General features: G+C 57.8%; 12 protein-coding genes. 5 read left to right on the top strand and 7 right to left on the bottom strand.

Going from position 1 to position 20,064, the window contains the following annotated elements; all coding sequences use genetic code 11:
• Positions 1-46 precede the first annotated feature (46 nt).
• Positions 47-3,658 (bottom strand): FecR domain-containing protein, encoded by a 3,612-nt coding sequence (locus tag IPK32_09790; GenBank protein ID MBK8092246.1) that lies wholly within the window; start codon positions 3,656-3,658, stop codon positions 47-49.
• 51 nt (positions 3,659-3,709) lie between these two features.
• Here IPK32_09790 and IPK32_09785 point away from each other — a divergent pair, with 51 nt between their 5' ends.
• Positions 3,710-4,201, top strand: a complete 492-nt coding sequence (locus IPK32_09785) for a helix-turn-helix domain-containing protein (GenBank protein MBK8092245.1) — start codon at positions 3,710-3,712, stop codon at positions 4,199-4,201.
• Positions 4,202-4,212: 11 nt separating this feature from the next.
• Here IPK32_09785 and IPK32_09780 read toward each other — a convergent pair whose 3' ends face one another.
• From IPK32_09780 to IPK32_09760, 5 genes are all read right to left on the bottom strand, one after another.
• The gene (locus IPK32_09780; protein ID MBK8092244.1) at positions 4,213-12,165 is read right to left on the bottom strand and encodes a hypothetical protein; all 7,953 of its coding nucleotides are present in this window, start codon (positions 12,163-12,165) and stop codon (positions 4,213-4,215) included.
• Between the two features lie 4 nt (positions 12,166-12,169).
• Positions 12,170-12,970, bottom strand: a complete 801-nt coding sequence (locus IPK32_09775; GenBank protein ID MBK8092243.1) for a hypothetical protein — start codon at positions 12,968-12,970, stop codon at positions 12,170-12,172.
• 224 nt (positions 12,971-13,194) lie between these two features.
• Positions 13,195-14,181, bottom strand: coding sequence for a DUF1738 domain-containing protein (locus tag IPK32_09770; GenBank protein ID MBK8092242.1), 987 nt, complete (start codon positions 14,179-14,181; stop codon positions 13,195-13,197).
• A 70-nt stretch (positions 14,182-14,251) separates the two neighbouring features.
• A complete protein-coding gene (locus IPK32_09765) occupies positions 14,252-14,785 on the bottom strand; it encodes a hypothetical protein (GenBank protein ID MBK8092241.1) in 534 nt (177 codons plus the stop codon).
• A 702-nt stretch (positions 14,786-15,487) separates the two neighbouring features.
• Entirely contained in the window at positions 15,488-16,396 is a 909-nt protein-coding gene (locus IPK32_09760; protein ID MBK8092240.1) for a tyrosine-type recombinase/integrase, read from the bottom strand.
• 842 nt (positions 16,397-17,238) lie between these two features.
• On the opposite strand from IPK32_09760, the gene IPK32_09755 reads away from it, so the two are divergent.
• The 4 genes from IPK32_09755 to IPK32_09740 are packed head-to-tail and all read left to right on the top strand — an operon-like array spanning position 17,239 to position 18,698.
• Positions 17,239-17,559, top strand: coding sequence for a hypothetical protein (locus IPK32_09755; protein ID MBK8092239.1), 321 nt, complete (start codon positions 17,239-17,241; stop codon positions 17,557-17,559).
• Positions 17,528-17,710, top strand: coding sequence for a hypothetical protein (locus IPK32_09750; protein ID MBK8092238.1), 183 nt, complete (start codon positions 17,528-17,530; stop codon positions 17,708-17,710). Before IPK32_09755 ends, IPK32_09750 begins: the two co-directional genes overlap by 32 nt.
• Positions 17,707-18,171, top strand: coding sequence for a hypothetical protein (locus tag IPK32_09745; GenBank protein MBK8092237.1), 465 nt, complete (start codon positions 17,707-17,709; stop codon positions 18,169-18,171). Before IPK32_09750 ends, IPK32_09745 begins: the two co-directional genes overlap by 4 nt.
• The gene (locus tag IPK32_09740; GenBank protein ID MBK8092236.1) at positions 18,144-18,698 is read left to right on the top strand and encodes a hypothetical protein; all 555 of its coding nucleotides are present in this window, start codon (positions 18,144-18,146) and stop codon (positions 18,696-18,698) included. Before IPK32_09745 ends, IPK32_09740 begins: the two co-directional genes overlap by 28 nt.
• A 63-nt stretch (positions 18,699-18,761) precedes the next feature.
• On the opposite strand, the gene IPK32_09735 is transcribed toward IPK32_09740, so the two are convergent.
• Positions 18,762-19,964, bottom strand: a complete 1,203-nt coding sequence (locus tag IPK32_09735) for an ATP-binding protein (protein MBK8092235.1) — start codon at positions 19,962-19,964, stop codon at positions 18,762-18,764.
• Between the last annotated feature and the right edge of the window lie 100 nt (positions 19,965-20,064).

The following is a 20,064-nucleotide window of genomic DNA, read 5'->3' as shown; positions in this document are numbered from 1 at the left end:
GAGCATTGTGCGTGGCAATTTTCTGACTCGACGCTCTTCGCTGCTTCTAAAAACTCAGCCTAAACCTCAGCACAAACGTCCTTTCGCGGGCAATGTCCGACCACGGGTTCAAGGGGCTGAGCTGGTAGTTTTGTCCCGTGAGGTTCAGCACGCCGGCGCTGAGCTCGCAGAGGTTTCGGTGGAAGCGGTAGCCGGCGAAGGCGTTGAACTGCCAGAAGCGGTCGCCGCCGCGCGGGGCGAGGCCGGAGTTTGGATCATCGCGCAGGCTTTGAGCGAATAAATTCGCTTCCACGCGGGCGAAGAAGCCGCGTGGGGAGTTGTAGTTCGCGGAGAGACCCAGCTCATGCAGCGTGGCGCGGTCGTGCAGCACGCCGTTGGGTGAGCCGAAGGCCACGAGGTCGTGCAGTGTCGTGCGCAGCTCCGATTGCGTCACGCGATACAGCCCGCCGAGCGCCCAGCGTCTGCCGACGAGCTGGTTCAGCGTGAATTGCAGCGACTCCTCGCGATACGACAGGCTCTGCCGCGTGCTGCTGGCAAAGTAGGCGGGCTCGATGGGAAACACGCCGGGCGAGAAGCCGGTGAAGGCACCCACGGTGCGATCGACCTCCTGCTCGATGATGTTGCCCGTGATGCCCCACCAGGTCTTCGTGGGCAGGCTGCCCTCGATGCTGAGGCCGATGTTTTGAAAGCGCGGCGTCTCCACCGAGCCCGCAAGGCTCTCCGAGAGCACGGTGCGGTAGCTTTGATTGAAGCCCGCGATCTGCACCGGCTCCAGCCGCACGCTTTCATCATACGTCACACCGCCGATCCCCTGCGTGAAGGCACCGCGCACCTGCACCCAGCGCGAGGGATTCAAGATGAAACCTGCCTTGGCCGAGACACGTTCGTTTTGTGTCTGCGCACCGCTCGTGGGTGGATTGCGGAAGTTCAGCGGGTGGTCGATGCGGTCCCATGAGACGCCGCCGATGAGCGTGAGCCAGGGCCTCGGCTGCCAGTAATCATAGGCGTAAAGGCTCAGGCGCTGGAAATCGACCACGTCCGTCCTCTCGAAGGCCGGAGTCATGAAGCCGCCCGCAAAGGTCGGCCGGATCACGCTCAGGCGGGACTGCGTTTCGAACTCGCCATCCTGATAGCGCACCCCGGCCAGGATGTGGTGCTTCCTGATCTTCTGGATGTGCATCATCTCCGCCGTGTAGATCTCAAACTCGCGCCGTGTCTGAAAATCAAACGGCGTGGCATTCACGCCGAGTATCGCGCCGGAATTGAGGAAGGGCTGAATGGCCGCCACCAGCTCAGGCGAGTGGATCAAGGTTTCGCCATCCAATCCGAGCACGGAGGTGAAGGCCGGATCGGAGAACACATTGAAGAAGCCGACCGTGTTCACCACCGAGGGATTCAAAACCGCCGAGTCACGTTCGATGAGGAGCTGGTTCGCACGCGGGTCACGCAGGCGCTGCGTGGCGCTGAGGCGTCCGGCGAGGAAAAGCGTGTGCGAGCCCGGTCCCCAGCGGTGATTCCAGCCTGCGAGCAGCAGGCCGGGCTGCTGTTTCTCATCAAAGAACACATCGGGAGCCAGCGGCGTGTTGTTGTAGGTCTCAAAGGTGTCGCCGCTCTCCTGCTTCGACCATTTGCCGAGGAAGTAGAGCGTGTCATCGCTCGTCGGCTGCCACTTCACCTGCGCGTAGAGGTCCTGGATGCTCGCCTCGTTGTTGATGCGTGTGCCATGCGTGTCCCGCAGTGAATAATCGACGCCCCAGCTCCAGTTTCCATGCGTGCCAAAGACGGACGCCGAGCTGCGCCACTCGCCCGTGCCGCGATACTCGCCCGCGAGGCTCGCACCGATGCCATCGGCCTCCAGCAGCTTCGAATACTCCTGCTGCGAAACGTACTGTGAAAGCGGCCCACCACCCACCGGTGAGAGCAGATTCGCCAGCAGCAGCTCATTAAACCACGGTGTCTCATAGCGCAGCGCGATACGCTGTGGATCACGCAGCGAGTGGAAGGCGTTCGCGAGGAAGAGGTGCGCGGAAGCATTCGTGAAATCACTGTCCACGGCGCGGGCGGCCTCACGCAGCGCCACGGCGTCCATGCCGTTGTTGCGGTAGATCGCGGCGAGGTTCGCACTGCGCACGGACTTGTCCTGATCGAGCAAAAATTCGCTGCGATACACGCGGCGGTTGTCATTCAGCTCGATGGACTTCTGCAAATCACCGATGGCCTCGTTGCTGCGGTTCTGCTGCTGCTTCTCGATGGCGCTGTAAAGCCATGGCGTCGGGTCATTCGCGTCGAGCTGCTGTGCCAAAGACAAATCCTTCTCTGCGTCGGTGCGGCGACTTTCCACACTGAAAGCCTTGCCGAGGTAGCTGTGATAGATCGACTTCAGCGGCTCCACCGTCGCGGCGGTTTGCAGGTCGGCGCGACCTTCGGCGAGGTGGCCTTGCTTGATCTTCGTCAAACCGAGGCCCAGCCAGCCATTGCCGAGCGCTCCATCCAACCGCGTGGCTGTTTGAAACGCCTGCTGAGCCTCCGCGATGCGATTGCGAGCACTCAGCACGAAACCATGCAGCGCATGCGCCTGGGCATTTCGCGGTGTGAGCTTCAAACCATTCTCCAGCGCCTCCAAAGCTCGCTTCGCTCTACCAAACGAAAACTCCAGCTCGCCCAGCCGTGTCCACGCATAGCCATTTTGTGGCGAAAACCTCACCGCGAGCCTCGCGGCCTCGCGGGCACCTTCCAGATCATGCTGCGACTGCCGGTAATAACTCTCCGCCATCGCCTCCGAAGCCGTCGAAATCGACTCCAGCGGCCAAAGTGCCGTTTTTTCGTGTTTCACGGCCGACACGAGTTTTTCGAGCGCACGGCGATTTGGGCTCGAAAGAGGCATTTTTGCCAAAATCGGCCTCACCTCATCCAAACGGCCCACCGCGAGCAAAACAGCCGCCTCCAGAGCCTTCGAGCCGCCTTTCGGCAACTCCAGCGCCGCGAGCAAATCGCCTTCCGCGTAGGCCTGCAACGCCGTGGAAGCCTTTGAGGCATCCCCTTGTCCATTCGCCTCCTCCAACTTGCCCGGATCGATCACCGCCGGATAATAAAGCGCCCATTGCAGGATGTTCTTCGCCTCCAAGACGGCGGTGCGTCGAGGAGCGCTGCCTACCACTGCTTCAGCAGCTTCACCCGCACTGATGCTCACACTGCCCTGAGGATTGCTGACCTCGACACGACCTTCGAGCACTTGGTAAAACGTCCTCCCATTCGCCACGCTCACAAAGAGCTGCGTGCCGCGCAGTGCGCCGTTTGCGGCGGGAGTTTTGATGTCGATCTCGCCGCTTTGCTCGCGGCTGAAGATGAAAAGGGCACCGCCACCGAGATCGAGGCGCGGTTTGCTATCATCCAACAGGGAGGGGGAAATCTCCACCGTCGTGAGCTGCTCCATGCGCATGTTGTAGAGACCCGTGAGCTGCACCGTCGCCCGGCTTTTGCGCAGCGTGCGGATGCGGTCCTGGATGGCCAGCCGCTGCTCCGCATTCGCTACCGCCCAGACTCCAGTATCCTTCGTAGCCTCCACCTTGTTTTCGACGGAGACGATCTTAGCCTCCTGGGCGCTGGCGGTAAAGGCCACCAAAAGCAGCGAGGTCAGGAGTGCAGCAGTACGTTTCATGGTGTGTCTAGGCGCTAATACCCGACCTCAACTAATTAGTAACGAACTCAGATGAGCTTCATGCAAAATACGTATCATCGCGTTTTGCCATTTTGCTACTTCGACATTCGGGTGTCGGCAGAAGCTCTGAAAGCCTTCATTCTGAGGAAGAAAGGTGTAATCGAGCGGCCAAAGACTCTTGGCGAACACCTTCGAAACCGGAGGCTGGCATTGGCGTTGCGGCAGGAGGATGTGGCTGAGCGGTTCGGCACAATGCGGGAGGTTTACGAGCGATGGGAGCGTGACGAGCGGGAGCCTGTGGTGTCAGTCTGGCCTTTGATTGTAACTTTCCTCGGCTACTACCCAGGTTCCCAGGCATCTCCCGCCGATTTGACGCTTATGGCTCGGCGAACACTCGGGTTGGAGCAAAAGATGCTGGCCCAAAAAGTGGGCGTCATACACCAGCGCCTCAGGCGGTGGGAGCACGGTAGCGAGGTGCCGTCGCCATCCGAGTATTCACGGCTCCAGACATTGCTTTCGGAAGCTCCAGGAGTCGCTTGCTGACCGCCCCTGAATCAAGGGATTCGTATCACAGCGACCCGCAAGAAGCATTTGGGTTGGGAACCAAGCCCGGACATTGGCACGGTGGCCCGCACTGTGACGGTTTCGGTGCCGTCGCCATTATTGATGGGCACACCGACCTGTTGGGCTGGCACGTTGAGCACTGTCCAGTCAGACAGGTTTTGCGACTCTTGCACCTCGTATTGGATGCTCGTTTCCCCGATGCGACGGCGGAAGCTGATAGCGAGGTATCGCTGACTGGAATGGGTGACCTCCTGCCCACGCGGCATCCGATCCTGCTGGCCCCCAGCGAAGGGATTCATTCCGAAGGCGAACTCCATCAGATTCTTTGCGCCGTCGCCTTCTGGGTCGGCGAGATCGTCGGCGGTGCCTGTGCTTTCTGCGGTTCCAAAGTAGGCGTCACGCCACGTTTGCAGTGCCGTCAGCGCCGGAGAGGTAAAATTGGCCGCGCTATGGCCGGTGCCGAGTGAATTGGTCACGCTGATCAATCCGGTCTGGAAGCTCGCAGGCACGACGGCAGTAATCTGAGTGTTGGAATCGACGGTGAACGATGCCGCGTCAAGATTCCCAAACAGGACGCGAGTGATTCGCGCGAAGTGTTTACCGGTGATTGCCACCGTGGCTCCAGGAACCGCCTGCGACGGTGACGTGCTGATGATTTCCGGCGGGAGGTAGGTCACCCGGTAGATGGTGGCGACCCCATACTGGTGATAGGTGCTGCCGTAGAGATCGCCGTCGGCACCCCGAATCACCCCGTATTGGGGACCGTTGCCGGATTCCAAGTCGAAGTGGTGCAGCACGCTAATGGCTCCTCCCTGGCTGAGTTTGAACAGTGTCCCTTCCCCATTGTTGCCACCTGTGGGAGCAGTGCCGAACAGATCATCGTTGTCGTCCTGAGCGAGTGGCCCTTCGACCGGTGATCCGGTCGTCGCATTGCTGAAGACGCCAACGAGACGTGTGGAGCCTGCGGGCGTGACTTCAAAAACCGTCGGTCCGCCCGAGGTTCCCGTCCCGCTGGTGGAGGCGTAAATGAGGCCATCCTCCCCAATGCTAAGTGACCTTGGCGTGCTCCCAAATGCGGATGTGGAAGTGGGAACGAAAACAGGCGTAGTGGTTCCTGAAGGCGTGACGCTGAAAATAGCGCCCGTAGCACCTGCCCCGGCGGTGGAAATGGCGTAAAGGTTTCCGTCCCCGCCAAGAACGACATCCGTTGGAGTGCGTCCCGTCGTCGCGGTCGCCATCGAGGCTAGTGCTACCAGACCGCCTGCCGTCGTGTATTTGAAGATCGTTCCCTCACCGTTCGTGCCGCCTGCGGAAGCTGTCCCGTAGAAGGTGCCGTCCGCCGCTTGGACTAGATACCCTTGTGGCGAAGTGCCTGTGCCGGATGTTCCACTCGTGAAAGTCGCGACGCGTGCGCTGGCCCCCGCCGGACTTACCCTGACGAGCGCACCAACGCCGCTCGCGTTTGAAGACATGAAATAGAAGTTCCCATCCAGCGCAGGCAGAAGGACAGCAGATCGTGCCGGATTGCTTACAGTGCCGTTGAGGGGCACCAAGACAACGGCATCGGAGCCGGGAGTCTTCTTCCACACCTGCCCATAGTTTGATGGACCGCCCTCATTCGTCATCCAGTAGAGCGTGCCGTCGGATGTTTGCGACACCCGTGTGGATATCGTGCCCGGACTTGATTCGACGGGTCTGGTAAAGACAAACACTCCTGCCGTGCTTAGGCCAAAAATCGCGCCTGTGTTGTTCTGTCCGCCAAATGCAGATGCGCCATAGAGATTGCCATCGGAACCCCTGGCGAGACAGACCGGTAGGCGGCCAGCGGCGGTCGTTGAGGTGAAGCTTGTCAATAGCGAATAGCCGACCCCGATCTCATAGGCATACGCACTTCCCAGGCCGTTTGCCCCACCGCCGTAGGTCACGCCATAGATCTTGCCGTCTGGGCCGAGAACTGGAGGAGCCACGGCACTTGAGTTGGTGGTCCCCGATCCAGACGGAAACGCATACAGCGCCGTCAGCACTCCCGTGGTGTTGAGCGAGAAGATGGTCCCGGCGCTATTGGCACCGCCCGAGCGGCTGGTGCCGTAGAGCAGCCCGTCTGGAGCCTGCACCAGACCGAGCGCATTGCCGCTTGTGGTGATCTCAGTCGTGAGGTCCACCTTGCGCAGCGAGACACCAGCGCTGCTGAGGAAGCGCACCGCCCCGCGTGAGTTCGCCCCGCCAGTAGCGCAGGTGAGCGCGAAGGTGTCGTCGGCAAGCTGGCACAGGTGGACTGGAGACTGTCCGTTGGTGACGGTAGAAGACACCTGATAAAACTTCACCTGCGCAACCCCGGCGCTCTTGGAGCACTTCAGCACCGAACCCACCACTGCCCCGCTGCTCGTGGAACGCTGCACGAGGTAAAGGAAGCCGTTGCCTCCTTCCATGATCCATTTGCTGTCGTAGCCGTTGGTGGTGGTGAAAGACGTGAGCAACGTGCAATCACCCGATGGCGTGACCTTGAACAACCCGCCGATGTTGTTGGCTCCGCCAGCGAGCGTTGTTCCATAAAAATTGCCATCTGAAGCGCGAATGATCCGATTGGGGAAACTGCCGTCGGCTCCCGTGAATGCGTGGATCAGAGCCGTTGTGCCATCGAGATTGTGCTTCACTATGCTGCCGAAGCTGTAGGGGCCGCCGTCGCCGTAGCAGACGAAAAGCGATCCGTCGGTGTGTTGTGCGAGCGCTTGCGGCTTCAGCCCGAGAGGAGACTGCCCCATCACGGCAAGGACTTCGTGAATCGCTGTCGCAGGGGCCGGAGCAGAGACACTGGGGCTTAAGTCAATTCGGAGCTGGATGTCGCCCGTGTCCGCCGCGTCGTGACCATCCACGGCGATGTTGTAGGTCTGCCCCGCCACGGTATCGAAGCTAACCGTGCTCGTGATGGCCCTACCACCACTGTCATCGTCCTCTGCGACGAGCGCGAGGGCATTCAAGACATTGCCGATGTAGATGCTGAGCGTGGTGTCGAAGTTGCTGCCTTCGGTGGTGATCGTGACGCGGCCCGCTGATGGCGCGGCCCCCTTCCACCAAAGGGAGTGACCTCCCACGGTGCCGGTGACGAGCGGTTCCCCGGCTTCGCGTGTAGCGTTGGCGTTGTTGCCGGTTTGGGTGATGGCAGCGTCAGCGATCAGGCTTGCTCCTGCGAAGCTGTCGTTCCCGCTCACGGCCGGAGCGGGGCCATTCACGGTGAGGGCAGCGGCGTTGCTCGTGGCTGATCCTGCGTCATTGGAGACCACGACGGTATAGCTCGCTGCATCGGACGCCTGGAGATTGGTCAGGCGTAAAACATCGCCAGTTGCACTGACGATGTCGGTGCCCGCTTTCTTCCACTGGTAACGAAACGGTGATGTTCCCGTGGCGGCGACGCTGAAAGAAACCGCGCCCCCGGTGGGGGCGCTTGCACTAGCTGGGAGTTGGGAAAGGATCGGCGGTGAGAGTGTGATTAGCTCGCAGCCATTCGTTTGCCTGGAGAGCGTCCCATTGCTCACCACGCAGGAGAACTTCTCTCCGACAAGGCTGGTTTGCACATCCGTCAGAACGAGCATCGCCGAGGTGGCACCCACCACCGGATATGCCCCGAGGAACCACTGATAAGTCAGAGTGCCTGTCCCTGCCGCTTGGACTGTGAGCGATGCCGACTGTCCTGCGATGCAGGTTAGTGTGGGAGGAAAATCCCCAACATCCAAGAAGCCAGAACCTGTATCGAAAGCCTTCAAGCGATAGGCACCAGTGAGACGCAGATCGTTTGCGGCGCGGTTCACCGAGACGGTTTGCTTGCCGGGCGAGAAATAACCCGTGGTGGTTTTGAACTCCACCGTTTGGATGCCTTGGGTGCTGAGGGCTGCCGTGGCCCCGCTGTCCCGCCACACGCCGTCTGAAACTAGTCGCCACTGTGCTCCCGCCGCCACCGCCTCGGGTGGTTCCAGATTCACCGTGACATTACCCTGAAACGACGTGGATGCCACCGGCGTGAAGCTCGCCACGATCTTCTTGTCTGTGCTCATGCTCACTGTCAGCGGATTCGCCGTGCCGCTGGCATCCCCGCTCCACCCAGCAAACTGAAACCCCGGATTCGGCACCGGGGTGAGCGTCACCGTCTGGCCCTCGCTGTGGTTTGGTCCTGGATTCGACCGCTGAACCGTCCCGTTGCTGGCGATAGTTTCGAGCGCGTGCGTGGGTGTTACAAGTCCCGGCGTGAAGGTGTAGCTGAGCGTGTAAGGATCAGTGGCGCTAAACGATCCGTTGCCTGCCGGATGACCGTAAACGCGCGCGTAGTAGGTGCCTGGCGTAGCCGAGTAGAATGATATGCCTTCGATTGATACCCCAGAGGTATAGCGGGCTAAAACAAAAGTTCCACTCGTCGAATCACCTCCAACGACAATTTTCCCATCTGCTTGAAGCGCGAGCGAAAAAGCTTCTTCGGAAAAACTAAAGTCAGTTTTGAGCACCCCCTGATCGCCAAAACTAAAATCCAGAATGCCATCGCTCGTGAGCCGAAGAACCGCGAAATCGTAGCCCGGTGATTCATTTGGTCTCCATGCTCCTGCAAGGAGCAATTGTCCGTTAGCATCTAATGTAACCGCTCTGCAAGAATCGTATCTCGCTCCGAGGTCGATTTTCGCCAAACCTCCATTTCCGAAAGCAGAGTCAAGCTGACCATTAGGAAGATACTTGATTACAGCGAAATCAACATTGCCGCTCGCTCCGTCAAAAGCACTTCCAGCAACAAAAACATTTCCCGAAGCATCTACGGCCAAGTCCTGCCCTGCTTCGAAATTTCCAAAGTCAGTTTCAACTTTTCCGCCTGCACCAAATGTTGTGTCCAGCCCCCCATTGGGTAGGTAGCGAGCAGCAATGAAATCTGTAGTTAGACTGTCTCCGACCAATCCTGTGTCGCCGTTTTCGCCAACAACAACAATTTTTCCATTGGCTAATAATTTGAGCCTGTAGGCATAGTCATTGCTGCCAAAATCCGTGTAGACCTTGCCCAGAGTGCCAAAATCTGTATCAAGCTCACCATTTGCCAGGTATCGCGCCAAAATAACGTCGGTATACTTGGTGTAAGGACTCGCAGTGCTGCTTGTGTAGGTATATCCCACCACAACAATCTTTCCATCACTTTGAACACTGACGCCCGTTCCGAAATCACTACGTCCGAAATCGGTGATGACATAACCAGAGTTTCCAAAGCTTGTATCGATGGCTCCATTCTGGAGCAACCGTGTTAGAGCCAGATTCCCATCCAATCCGCCAATCAATAACAATTTTCCGTCACCTTGGAGAGCCGTATCTTGAAGGGTAGCTACACTGCCCAATGGGTGATCAATCATTACTTTTCCGTTGACTCCGAAACCATTATCTAACGTCCCATCTGGGCGAAAGCGGGCTAAGTTGAGCCGCCACGAAGTGGAAGAGTATCCTCCCACGATGATCATCCCATCGTTCTGAACCAAAACTTTTCTACAATGATCGCGATTGTTCAAATCAAAGTCGATGGAAGCCTCGCCAGTAGAGTTGAAAGCAGGATCCAGCATCCCAGCATATTGACCGACCTTATAGGAACCAGCCAGTAAAGAGAATTGGGAACCGTAAAGTTCCAAATCGTAATCATTTCCGCCTGGCACATCTAGCCTTAGTTGAACTGTTCCAGAGTCGTTGACTTCAAATCGATACCAGTCCACATCCGACGGACTGTTAATTTTGGCCGTCTTCACCACTCCTGCCACGAGTGGCCCCGTGGCTTGAGCCGAGCGATCATTCGGCTCGTCCACATCCACCACGGGCATGATGGTGTTATTCACGTTCACCACCACGGAAGCGCTCGTGCCGACAAGCGTCTGCCCGTTGAAAGACTTCACCGAAAGTTGATGTGATCCATTCGTCGTCACCGTCGTGTCCCAGGCCCAGGTGAAGGGCGATTGATTGTCCGTCGCCTGCTTGATTCCATCGAGGTAGAACTCCACCGCATTCGCCGCCGTAGCCGAAGCGTTAACGGCCACCGTGCCGGTGACCGTTTGGTTGGCTGTGGGTGTGGTGATGACAGGTGTGTCAGGAGGAGTGGCGAGGCCTGTGTAGCCCCAATCAAAATAGACCTTGCCGGTTGCACCGTTGTAGCCAGCGAACTGGAAACGATAAACCTGACCCTCAATTGCATTGAAAATCATACTCCCCTGAGGGGATAATTGCCCTGCGATACTGCTGCCGATTTCCGTCACCGATGTCGCCGAAGTGCCCTGGTAAACCGAAACCGTCGGTAGAACTTCTTCACCCGATCCGTTGCTCATTCGGCTACCGACCACTGTTAACGCAACCTGTCCTGTGACCGGTGCAGTCCAAGACGCCCAAAGCGTATCACTGCCTGACCAAATTGGCTCAGATCCTTCCCGCGACGCGTGAGGCGTCATCCACGCCCTGCTTCCCTGCATTACGGTTCCCAAATCCTCGCCTGGGAAGTTATCATTTGGCGAGAATCGACATGCTAGTGAATCAATGAATCCGTCATGCCAATTGAACTGCCGATCAAATAGAGTGCTTTTGACAGTGTTCGGCCAAAGGCAGGTTTGCCCATACCAGGACACCGGACCACCGTGGGATTTCATGCCTTGATCAGGAAAGTAGAACCCGGACTCTCCCAGCACCTCAATGTTGAGATTTTGCCAAGGAGTCTCGCCGGGTCCTGAAACAAAGTCACCAGAAGTCCAATTGCCTTGAAGGCCAAAAGTGTTTCGGGTAGCAAGCCTCCATCCGTCGATGGTGTCTGTAGCTGGATCGGCCAACCAACAGTTGTTGAGTCGGTCTGTCCATCCTGAGCACATTTCAAACATCGGAACCAATCCCAGATCGTCATTAACGAAGGGGTCAAGACACGTTATCTGAATCTGCACAGATGAGCCTAGTTGTGCTTTGAGGTATGCGGCTGCGCGTCGCGCCATCCAGTTGCCTGCGCTATGCGCAATAAAATGCACATGAGTGGGCTGATTTCCGCCAATACTTTGACCAAGCTTCAGAGCGTGGGCTGTGGCAGCGTCTCTCGCGGCGTTAGCGTGGTAGGCAAACAGAGGAGACGTTGCTGGGCCAGTAGCGGCATCCAAAGACCAATCGTAGCGGCATACTTTCCAGTCACCCGACTCGACTGCGGGGTGTGTCATCAAACCTTCGGCCAAATGCCGCCATGTTCCCAGCTTGTTTTCTTCGCCTTTCTGAGGCGCATAGTGGTTGAGGTTGGCATCAGGATTCCAGCCGTGAATCAGAACGACTAGTTTTTTGAAATCCTCATTCCCTACAACCGGCGAGCCAATCGTGACTCGCGCGAATGGAGACTCTGCTTTTAGGAGTTCACTGTCCGAAGGCCGCAATCTTCTGAGTGAATCGTATGCGAAAAGCGATGGCATTTCTGACTCTGTGTAGGGATGCCAGGAGACATAAAGCTTGACTGAGCGAACTGTTTGCTTGCCCTTTGCCCGAAACTGCCACTCTGATTTTGTGGCAATCTTGGGGGAGTTCGCACTGAACGAATTCTTATCGTGGAAGCCATACCAAAGGTAGAGTTTGCCATCCTGGACGCGTGACCGAATATCATGCGTTTTGGGAGAGATGATGATTTCGTCACCATATCGAATCTCTGTGACTTCACTGAGGGCTGGCACAGTAGTCTCGGCGAAAGTAATGGTTATCATCAGTTCATCCACCACCTGCCCAACCAGCGAGAGACTGTCGGTTTCATCGTAGAGCGCGGGAGGATAATAAACAGTCTCTGTCTTGCTCACGTCGAACAACGCCTGCCAAGGCAAGGATAAGGTGCTCTCTTGGTTCGAGTGGTAGGCGTGATGGTCTTTTGCCTGGAGCGTGCCAGACAAAAGAAGCGCTATCGCGCTGATGACTGTTTTGACGAATTGCATGAGATTACTGACTCGAAATTTGGGCCATCAGTGACTGCGCAGAACTTATGGTTTCTTCGGTGGCGTCTGGCCATCTGGGAACATCCGCAAGAAGGCTCAAGATTGTCTCGTCAAGTTCGGGGTCGCCGATCTGTGCAAACGCCTTCGCTAAAGCAACTTTCTCAGTGAGGGAAGCTGATTGATCGCGAAACTCTTCCACTAGATATGAAGTGTAGTAGTTGGTGGTAGGCGCTTTGAAAGCAGTGATAACACGAAGCAGAGTCCCGGCTGTTGCTGCGTGAATGGATGCAGAAGCAGTGCCCTCTCTGATTCGCTGAATTGAGAGCGATGTGTTTCTACTTTGAAGTAGCTGTTTTGCCGTGGATTCAGCATCCTCACTGAGTCCGTTGTCATGATCGAGCCGAGTCACCAAATCGTCGTAGGTGGTCAATATTTGCTGTGACGTTTCCATTGGAACTGGCACGTTCGCATCGGACAACTGGGTGATCTGTAGAATGTTCGATTGGAGACTGAGCAGTTTTTTGTGAGCAGCAAATCGCACCATTTCTTGGTCGGAGGAGGAGAGGAGTTTCGGAAGTTCTGACGTGGAGGCGAGCAAATCGGTGTTCGACCTCAGCATTGGGATTTGGGTGTTAGTCTGTTGCTCCACTTGAGGAACCTGTCTGTCAGATTCGAGAACCACCGCAGGATGCCATTTCAAGATAGTGAGGATTGCAACGAGCACGAAGGTCGCCACGATTCCAGCCAACCAAAGCCAGCGCCTGCGAGGAGGCTGCGGCAAATCGAATTGAGGCACTGTTTCCATCTGGGGAGGCATGTTGATTGATGTTAGGCTCTTACGCAGGGTAGCGAATCGTATGCAGGGCGGCAAACGCGAATCTGTGGACAAGGGGAAAGCTGGGTTACTCGCTCCAAGGGCAGTAGAACGTATTTGCTCGCATTATGTCAGCAAGAATTTTGTCACTCTCCACCGGGCTTTGGGGGCGGTTAGAGCAAAGGAAAACCTCCCGCATCAACGGGAGGCGGGGGTCAAGCTGCCTGTGCTACCGAAACCTCCGACGGCTTGGTGCCGAGCACATAGTCAGCGGCTTTCGCGGCTTGTGCGGCGGCAATGACGAGCCAGCGCTTGTGGTCGGACTCGCGGAGGACGTTAAGCCAGCTCTGGATGTAGGAGGCGGCGTTCAAGTGGTTGTCTTGGACGATGTCGGCCTCCATGCCGAGGTAGGCGGCTCCCATTTCGGCGACGAGTTCTTCCTGCGAGTAGACTTTCCCTCCGAAGCCGTCGTGCTCGACGAGCGTGCTGCGGTTCAGTCGTGATTCGTGGCCGGTGGCGTGGATCAGTTCATGGAACAGCGTAAGGTGGTAGTCCTCAGGCGAGGCGAACGATCCGAAGGCGGGCATGAACACGGTGTCGGTGGAGACTTTGTAAGCGGCGAGGTCACGCTGGCCTTCCATGATGTTTGGACGATCCGGCATGTTAGCGACCATTTGTTCGGCAATCTCGATGCGTTGCGTTGACGGCATCGGTGCCTTGCTCGGTTGCTCAGGGAACTCGATGCCTTCGGTTTGCACTGCGTTGAAGACGACGTAGTGCTTGAGGTAGAACCTCGACTTCTTTTGGCGATCATTCGCAGTGTCGTCGGTGTCCTCGCTCTTGGGAGTGAACTGGCCCCAGTTCACCACCACCGATCCGCGCTCGCCTTTTCGGACAGTGCCGCCGAGCGCCTTTACCTGCTTGAAGGATAGCCAGAACGGAGACGCAAATCGTTGCAGGCCGAGCAGCAGCAGGTTCATACCACGATAGGTCTTACCGGTGTGGAAGTTGCGCGGCTTGCCAATTTCTCGGTTCCACGGGCTGCGCCACGGCACGACGCCTTCCTCCAAGTGGCGGATGATGATGTCGTTGACGATTTGATAAGGATCGGGCCTCTCGGTGGTATTGCGTTCTCGCGGACCGTTTTCGGCTCGCGGTGATGACTTGCGATTCGATGGAATGGCTTTGCTTTGTGCAGGCATAGGAAGGTGCGGTTTGAGTGTTGATGATCGGTTGAAGCCAGCCTCGCCTCCGAGACGGACTTCATGCCGATCACCAGCCCTCGCCCTCCTGCCCGCCTCGCGGCGTGCGTGGCATCACTACCCTCACTGGCTGCATGCCCTTCGTGGGGTGGCCTGTGGATGCGCTGTGGAAAAGTCCGCCATTCAGATTCGAGTTCTGTTTCGTGTTCGAGTCTGAAAGCCTTTCAAAGCCTTTCCGCGCGGCGGCGACCGTGATGGGCAGCCGCTCGATTAGCTCATTCGGCGCACGGTTCAGCGCCTTCGCGATGCCGATGCGCATGTTCGGATTCGGGTTCTGGTGGCGGAGGAAGTTCACGATGCCGATCCAGCCGTTGTGCTGGACGATCTTGCCATCGTGCTCGAACTGATCGAACGCAGCGGTGATCTCCTTTTGCGACAAGCCGGTGTCCATCGCGGCACGTCGCGCCGTGAGTTCATAGACGCCACCCGGCGTGGTCAAGGGATTGGTGAGAAGGTAGAGGAACAGTAGCTTCTCGTTCGGATTCAACCGGATGACGTAGGTATCGTCCCAGAAGCGGGTGTTCACATACCTGTTCTTGTCCATGGGCGTTAGTGCTCATGCCCGCGCGTCCGTGGTATCGAGTAGGCAGGCCAGCCAGGGCGCGTGCGCCGGAGACCAGCTAGCTGGTGCGCGACACAGCGCAGGCGGGTTGAATATCAGAACTCGATGACGCGCAGTTCCTCTACCTCCTCACCCCTCGACGAGCGTCCGCACGAGCACGCGCATGAATCCATCAGCTTTGGGAAGAGCAGCCGCAGCAGCCGAATGAGGAAGCCACGATTTTGTTGTGGCCGCTGCGACCGCTCCAAAGCTATGGGCAGCTGCTCGATCTCGAACCGCTCACGCATGGGCGAGGTGGTTAGTCTTGGTAATGCTCGACCTGGGTTCCCGGTTTGTGCCGGGAAGCCTGGCGGCGGTCTCCCCCGTATCTCTCAAGTGCCGCCAGGCTTCCCGACGCAAAAAGGTCGCTCCCCCTTAAATGGTGAAGCGACCTTTCGCTGCCTAGAGTGGTCTGCCTTGACTTCCGACAAGTGGTATTGTGCGACACAATACGTTCCGCGCTAGGGGGCTGGGTTATCCACAGCCCCCTTGGTGATCGGGTGAAGTTCAAAGGCATGTTCAGCAGTGATGCACTGACCCTGCTAATGACGAGTGGGTCTGTGCGCGGAGCGCTTCATGCGAGGGTGTGTAGAGGAGCTGCGTCCATTCTACTCCCCCACCGTCCCGGAGCGCAAGAGGCCCAGGTCAAGCCGCCGCCAGCGTCGCCACCGAGAACTGCCGCCGCGCGTAGTCCGAGAACTCCGGGCGGCTCAGCTTCGTGTAATGCGCGATGGTATGCGGCGTGCTGTGTCCCACGAGCTGCGCGATGATCGCATCCGGCGTCCCCAGCTTCGCCAGCCGATGAATGTAGGCGTGGCGAAACGAGTGCGGCGACAATTGCCGCGTGATCCCCGCCAGCTCGCAGGCTTGGTGAACGATACGTTGCACCGCGCGAGTCGTCAGAGGCATCTCGCCCGTGCCCGACTTCGACACGAACAGCCAATCCGTCGGCGCACCCGAGTTGATGCGCTGCACGATCAGATTGTGAATCACGTCGTCGGTGCCCTGATTCCAGAACACTCTTCGACGTTGCACTGACTTCTCCGTGCGAATCGTCGCTGAGGCATCCTCCTCGATTTGTTCGATCTCCAACGCCACCAGCTCGCCCACACGCATCCCGGTATCGTGAAGCATCATCACGATGGCCAGATCGCGGAGGCATTTATCGCCTCTCATTTTCAAGGTTCTCACTATCGCCTTATACTCGTCTTCAGTTGCCGCCGCGTGCGAACACGCGATCGCTTTTTGAACACGAGCCAGGTATAGTGGAAGCCTCCGAAGGCGACCCTGCTCAAACCAGAAGCGCAGGTAGTTGTGGGCGACGTTCAGCGCGTATTCCATACACTTCGGGGCAAAGCGCCCCCTGAGGCTTCGCGCGAAGGCGCTCCAATCGCCTACCGTGATCGCCTCGGGCGTTTTGTTGACGAAGCTCTGGAAGCGCCTCACCCAGATCGCGTAGCGATTGGCCGCACAGGGCGCATAACTGCTTTTCCACTCCAGGTAGTGACAGACCAGCGTGTCATTGTCCTCGCTCGAAGCGAAGACATTGTCCAACGGCGCATACCGCACAAGGCGGTGAGGCCGATTCTTTACTCTCTCCATGTCAGCCTATGTCAGGCGGATAAGTGGCCTCCACTTCCCTGCTATCGCACAGGGACACGTCAATCGAGAGACCGCAAGCCAGCCTACCTGGAACTCTGCATGGTCCGCAACAAGCGGACCGTCTTGTCAATGAACAGCGGAGGCCTGACGGCATTCTGTCGGCCGGCAGAGGCTTTTGTCAAAGATCCCCAAACTGGGGACAGAGCAAAAGCAGACCCGACATCGCGCCCGACAACCACGGTATGTCGAGGCGCGCCACACGCCGAGTAGCGTTTCGCCCTTGTAAAACAAAGGGATTTCTACTTCCCATGTGTCGGCCTCACGGCCCGACTTGCACGGCAACCTGCGGCTACCGGGCGAGTCACTTGAGGCAACGCCATCAAGGACATCGCCTTGCCGTGCAAGTCGGGCCGCGATGCGGACACGACACATGGGGGAACTAGTTTTTAACGACGGGTTCCCGCCTTGCGCGGGACCACGGGTTTCAAAGACGGGTTCTCCACCGCACCGCACTCCACGCGTTCATCGGCCCGGTGGGAGACCGCTCCGCCCACTGGCCCACCTCCGCTCACTCCCACTAAACCAATGCACGCGCCTGCCTCCAGCCCCAACGCGGCTTCCTCTCACGAGGTGCGGCAGCAGCCGGGCCACAGCTCGCCCCCTGCCTCTGACGGCATCACCCGCATGGCGGGTGGATTTTCACAACGGGTTTAACTGCAATGCCGCTAAACAAAAAAGCGAAGAGGAGCGAAAAGAGTGCTGTACAACTGAGTAGCTGAGTCAACTAGCGGTAGATGGTAAAGCCATCCAGCCCACCGCGATACGAACATCATCTCTCTGCACGCATCCGCAAAAAACTCGGCGTCGAGCAGTTGCCCGAGGAACTGCGGGCAGAGCCAACGCACCAAGGGCCGCGACGCAAACTTCTCGGTTGGCAACTCATCGCCGGCATGGTCGCCCAAAATCTGCACGCTTGCGGCAGCCTACAGCAGATCATCGGTCGTTATTTTGCTGTGCGCATCAGGCTCCGCGGCGCTAAGCCAGCGTCGTTTGAAGATATCCACCCAAGCTTTCGATGCCTGCATGCGCCACTCCCTGGTGCCGCTAGCCTGTGAGCAGCGGCATCCAGCGTGTTTTTTCGCCGGGCTGCGCTTGGTCGGCATCGACGGTGGGCAGTGGAACCTGCTTAACACCGTGCAGATCAACGCCCAAGTGCCCAAAGCCGCAGTCGTCGTGCGCAGGCAGCCTTTGCCAAGCTCTCCATGAGCACGCTGGTCGAGCTCGGCACCCATGCACCGCTGGCCGTATCGATGTCACTGGGTGCGCTCAATGAGAAATCGCTGGCCGATCCGCTGCTCGCCGCGCTACCAGGCTCGCAGCCTGCTCATCGCCGACCGCTATTACGGGCAGGCTCCGATGCTCAAAGAACTGCAAAAACATTCGCAGCGCACGCAGAGTCACTTTTGGTCCGAGTGCGGCAAAAGCTCTCCGTGCGAGTGCAAAGCGTGCATGCCGATGGCAGTGCGGAGGTGGTGGTGAGTCTGCGCGAGCGTGAGAGCCCATGCGCAGACTCGTCAACAACAGCTCCGTCCAAAGCTGACGAGAAGCAGACACCCGAGGCGAACAAAGCGCGGGGCCGCCCGCGCAAACATCCGCCGATGCGCCAGAGCGAGTTGCCAGTGCGCGAGATCGTGGGCGAGTGCGCAACGCCGCTGGAGAGTGGGTGAAGGTGCGGCTGTGGACGAGCCTGAGCGTGCAGCAGGGCAGTGCGCGTGAGTTGTTGGCGTTGTATGCGAAGCGCTGGGAACAGGAAGTCTTTTACAAAGAACTCAAGCTCGTGCTTCACGGAGGGCATTTGCTCAGCGCACAACGCACCGAGACAGCACAGCAAGAACTCGCCGCGCTCCTCATCGCCAGCTCACTGGTGGCTGAGGAGCGACTAGCCTGCGCACAGAGCAGTGAGGATGAAGAAGTCCGGCAGGCAGGAGCGCTGCGCATCAGCATGAGCCACTGTTTGGAGCACACCGTAGCGCTGCTACTGGTGCTGGAGGCAGCGCAGGGCCTCATGGACGAGGCGGCACAAGGAGTGCTGGTGCGCCGAGTGCGAGAGCAAATCGCCCAAGCCGCGTTGCCAGCGCGACGAAGACGTAGTTGCCAGCGCAAGGTGCGACAGCCCGTGAGCAAATGGCCACGCCTGCTCTCGACCTCTTCTCTCCAAGCCAGCGACGATCTCATCATCGACCCTTTTGCTTAGCGGCATTGGGTTTAACTGGCGCAACGAAGGGTAGACGACGGGTTCGACTACTGGTGAACGAGGCTATGGGTCATTACCAGCGAGCCATTTGCCAGAGTTGTCGTAGCCGATGCAACCGGGGTAGCCACATGCATTCCAAATCGTGTCAAAGTGCGAACGAAGCAAAGCCGCAGGATGATTGGAGGCTTTGGCCTTTGAATTCAATCTCAAGGTTTCTATCACTGTCGGTGAGGTGTGAAGATGGTCTCGGTTGATCGGATGCGCGTCCATTGAAGTGAATCCGATTGGAGTCTTCATTTGATAGCCACGAACATTGAGAAGAGACAACATGATGAGAATCGGGGCACTCACTCCAACTTTACTCATTGCGTCCAACCAAGACGGCAGACGTTCAATCAGCTTGTTCTCTAGCAGACCAGCCTCGATCAATCGCTTGTCGCCGTGTGCCGCAAGCATTCCGGTATCCACTCCCTCGACAGCGCCATTGCGGAAAAACTGCACGAGGCTTGTGACCTCACGTCTTACTCCGCCGTCCGCAACATAGACTCCATCAAACTCGTGGTATGTGCCCCACCCATCTGAATAAAGTGGTCTCACGGTCGTTCTTCGCTTCTCTATCTCTCTAAGGTTGGCCTCAAAACCTGGATCAAATGCCCTGAATGGCACCATGTGAACGACCACAGCAGCTTCTCCACTCAAATCACATGGCGTGGTGTCGGCAAGGATGTCGGCAACTCGCTGGAGTCTCCAAGACTGAACACGCTCACGGATATTGTCAGCCATTGTGAAGGCCGTTCGAATCTCCCCCACATCCATCAGCCGTTTTCCACCGCCGTGACGAACGTAAAACCTGTGCTCGCCATTGTAGGTAACAAGGTGCGGGACGGCCCACGTCTTGGCAATTCGCAGCACCAGCACCTCGCCGCCGCTGTTAAGTCTCACGGCATGGGACTCTGCGGTGTAGAGCGGAGGTTGGATTCCGGTTCGAACCAAGTCTCGAATCTGAAGCGATACGCGATCATAGTTGAACGCAGGGAGCGCCTTCAATGCGATGGGCTGGCCATCCCTTGCCTCCACGCCAAATACCATGTCTCCACCGCTTGAGTTGGCGAACGAAGCAACTCCGGCAAGGAATTTCTTCTTTTGTTCATCACTTGTGAGATTGAGCAGTTCCTTGTATTCGATCCGATCTCCTTCCAGAACTGGCGTTGAGATGAGACGAAGAAGAACTGATTCGTCGATGTCTTGGAGCGGGGTGTCATTCATCGCTTAACATGATGGTTGGAATGACCCGTATCGCAACCTTGGGTAAGCTAGTGGAGACCTTGGGGGGCAGAGCGTTTTGCATGGTAAAATGCTTCAGGCC

The sequence above is a fragment of the Verrucomicrobiaceae bacterium genome (assembly GCA_016713035.1).
In the GTDB taxonomy this organism is placed as follows: domain Bacteria; phylum Verrucomicrobiota; class Verrucomicrobiia; order Verrucomicrobiales; family Verrucomicrobiaceae; genus Prosthecobacter.
Note: the sequence above shows the minus strand (reverse complement) of the source record. Positions and strands in the feature narration are given on the sequence as shown.

Coding starts and splice junctions, on each gene's coding strand:
- IPK32_09780 (MBK8092244.1), bottom strand. CDS start 12,165: ATGCAATTCGTCAAAACAGTCATCAGCGCGATAGCGCTTCTTTTGTCT.
- IPK32_09770 (MBK8092242.1), bottom strand. CDS start 14,181: ATGCCTGCACAAAGCAAAGCCATTCCATCGAATCGCAAGTCATCACCG.
- IPK32_09790 (MBK8092246.1), bottom strand. CDS start 3,658: ATGAAACGTACTGCTGCACTCCTGACCTCGCTGCTTTTGGTGGCCTTT.
- IPK32_09755 (MBK8092239.1), top strand. CDS start 17,239: ATGGTAAAGCCATCCAGCCCACCGCGATACGAACATCATCTCTCTGCA.
- IPK32_09775 (MBK8092243.1), bottom strand. CDS start 12,970: ATGGAAACAGTGCCTCAATTCGATTTGCCGCAGCCTCCTCGCAGGCGC.
- IPK32_09785 (MBK8092245.1), top strand. CDS start 3,710: ATGAGCTTCATGCAAAATACGTATCATCGCGTTTTGCCATTTTGCTAC.
- IPK32_09745 (MBK8092237.1), top strand. CDS start 17,707: ATGAGCACGCTGGTCGAGCTCGGCACCCATGCACCGCTGGCCGTATCG.
- IPK32_09765 (MBK8092241.1), bottom strand. CDS start 14,785: ATGGACAAGAACAGGTATGTGAACACCCGCTTCTGGGACGATACCTAC.
- IPK32_09735 (MBK8092235.1), bottom strand. CDS start 19,964: ATGAATGACACCCCGCTCCAAGACATCGACGAATCAGTTCTTCTTCGT.
- IPK32_09750 (MBK8092238.1), top strand. CDS start 17,528: ATGCGCCACTCCCTGGTGCCGCTAGCCTGTGAGCAGCGGCATCCAGCG.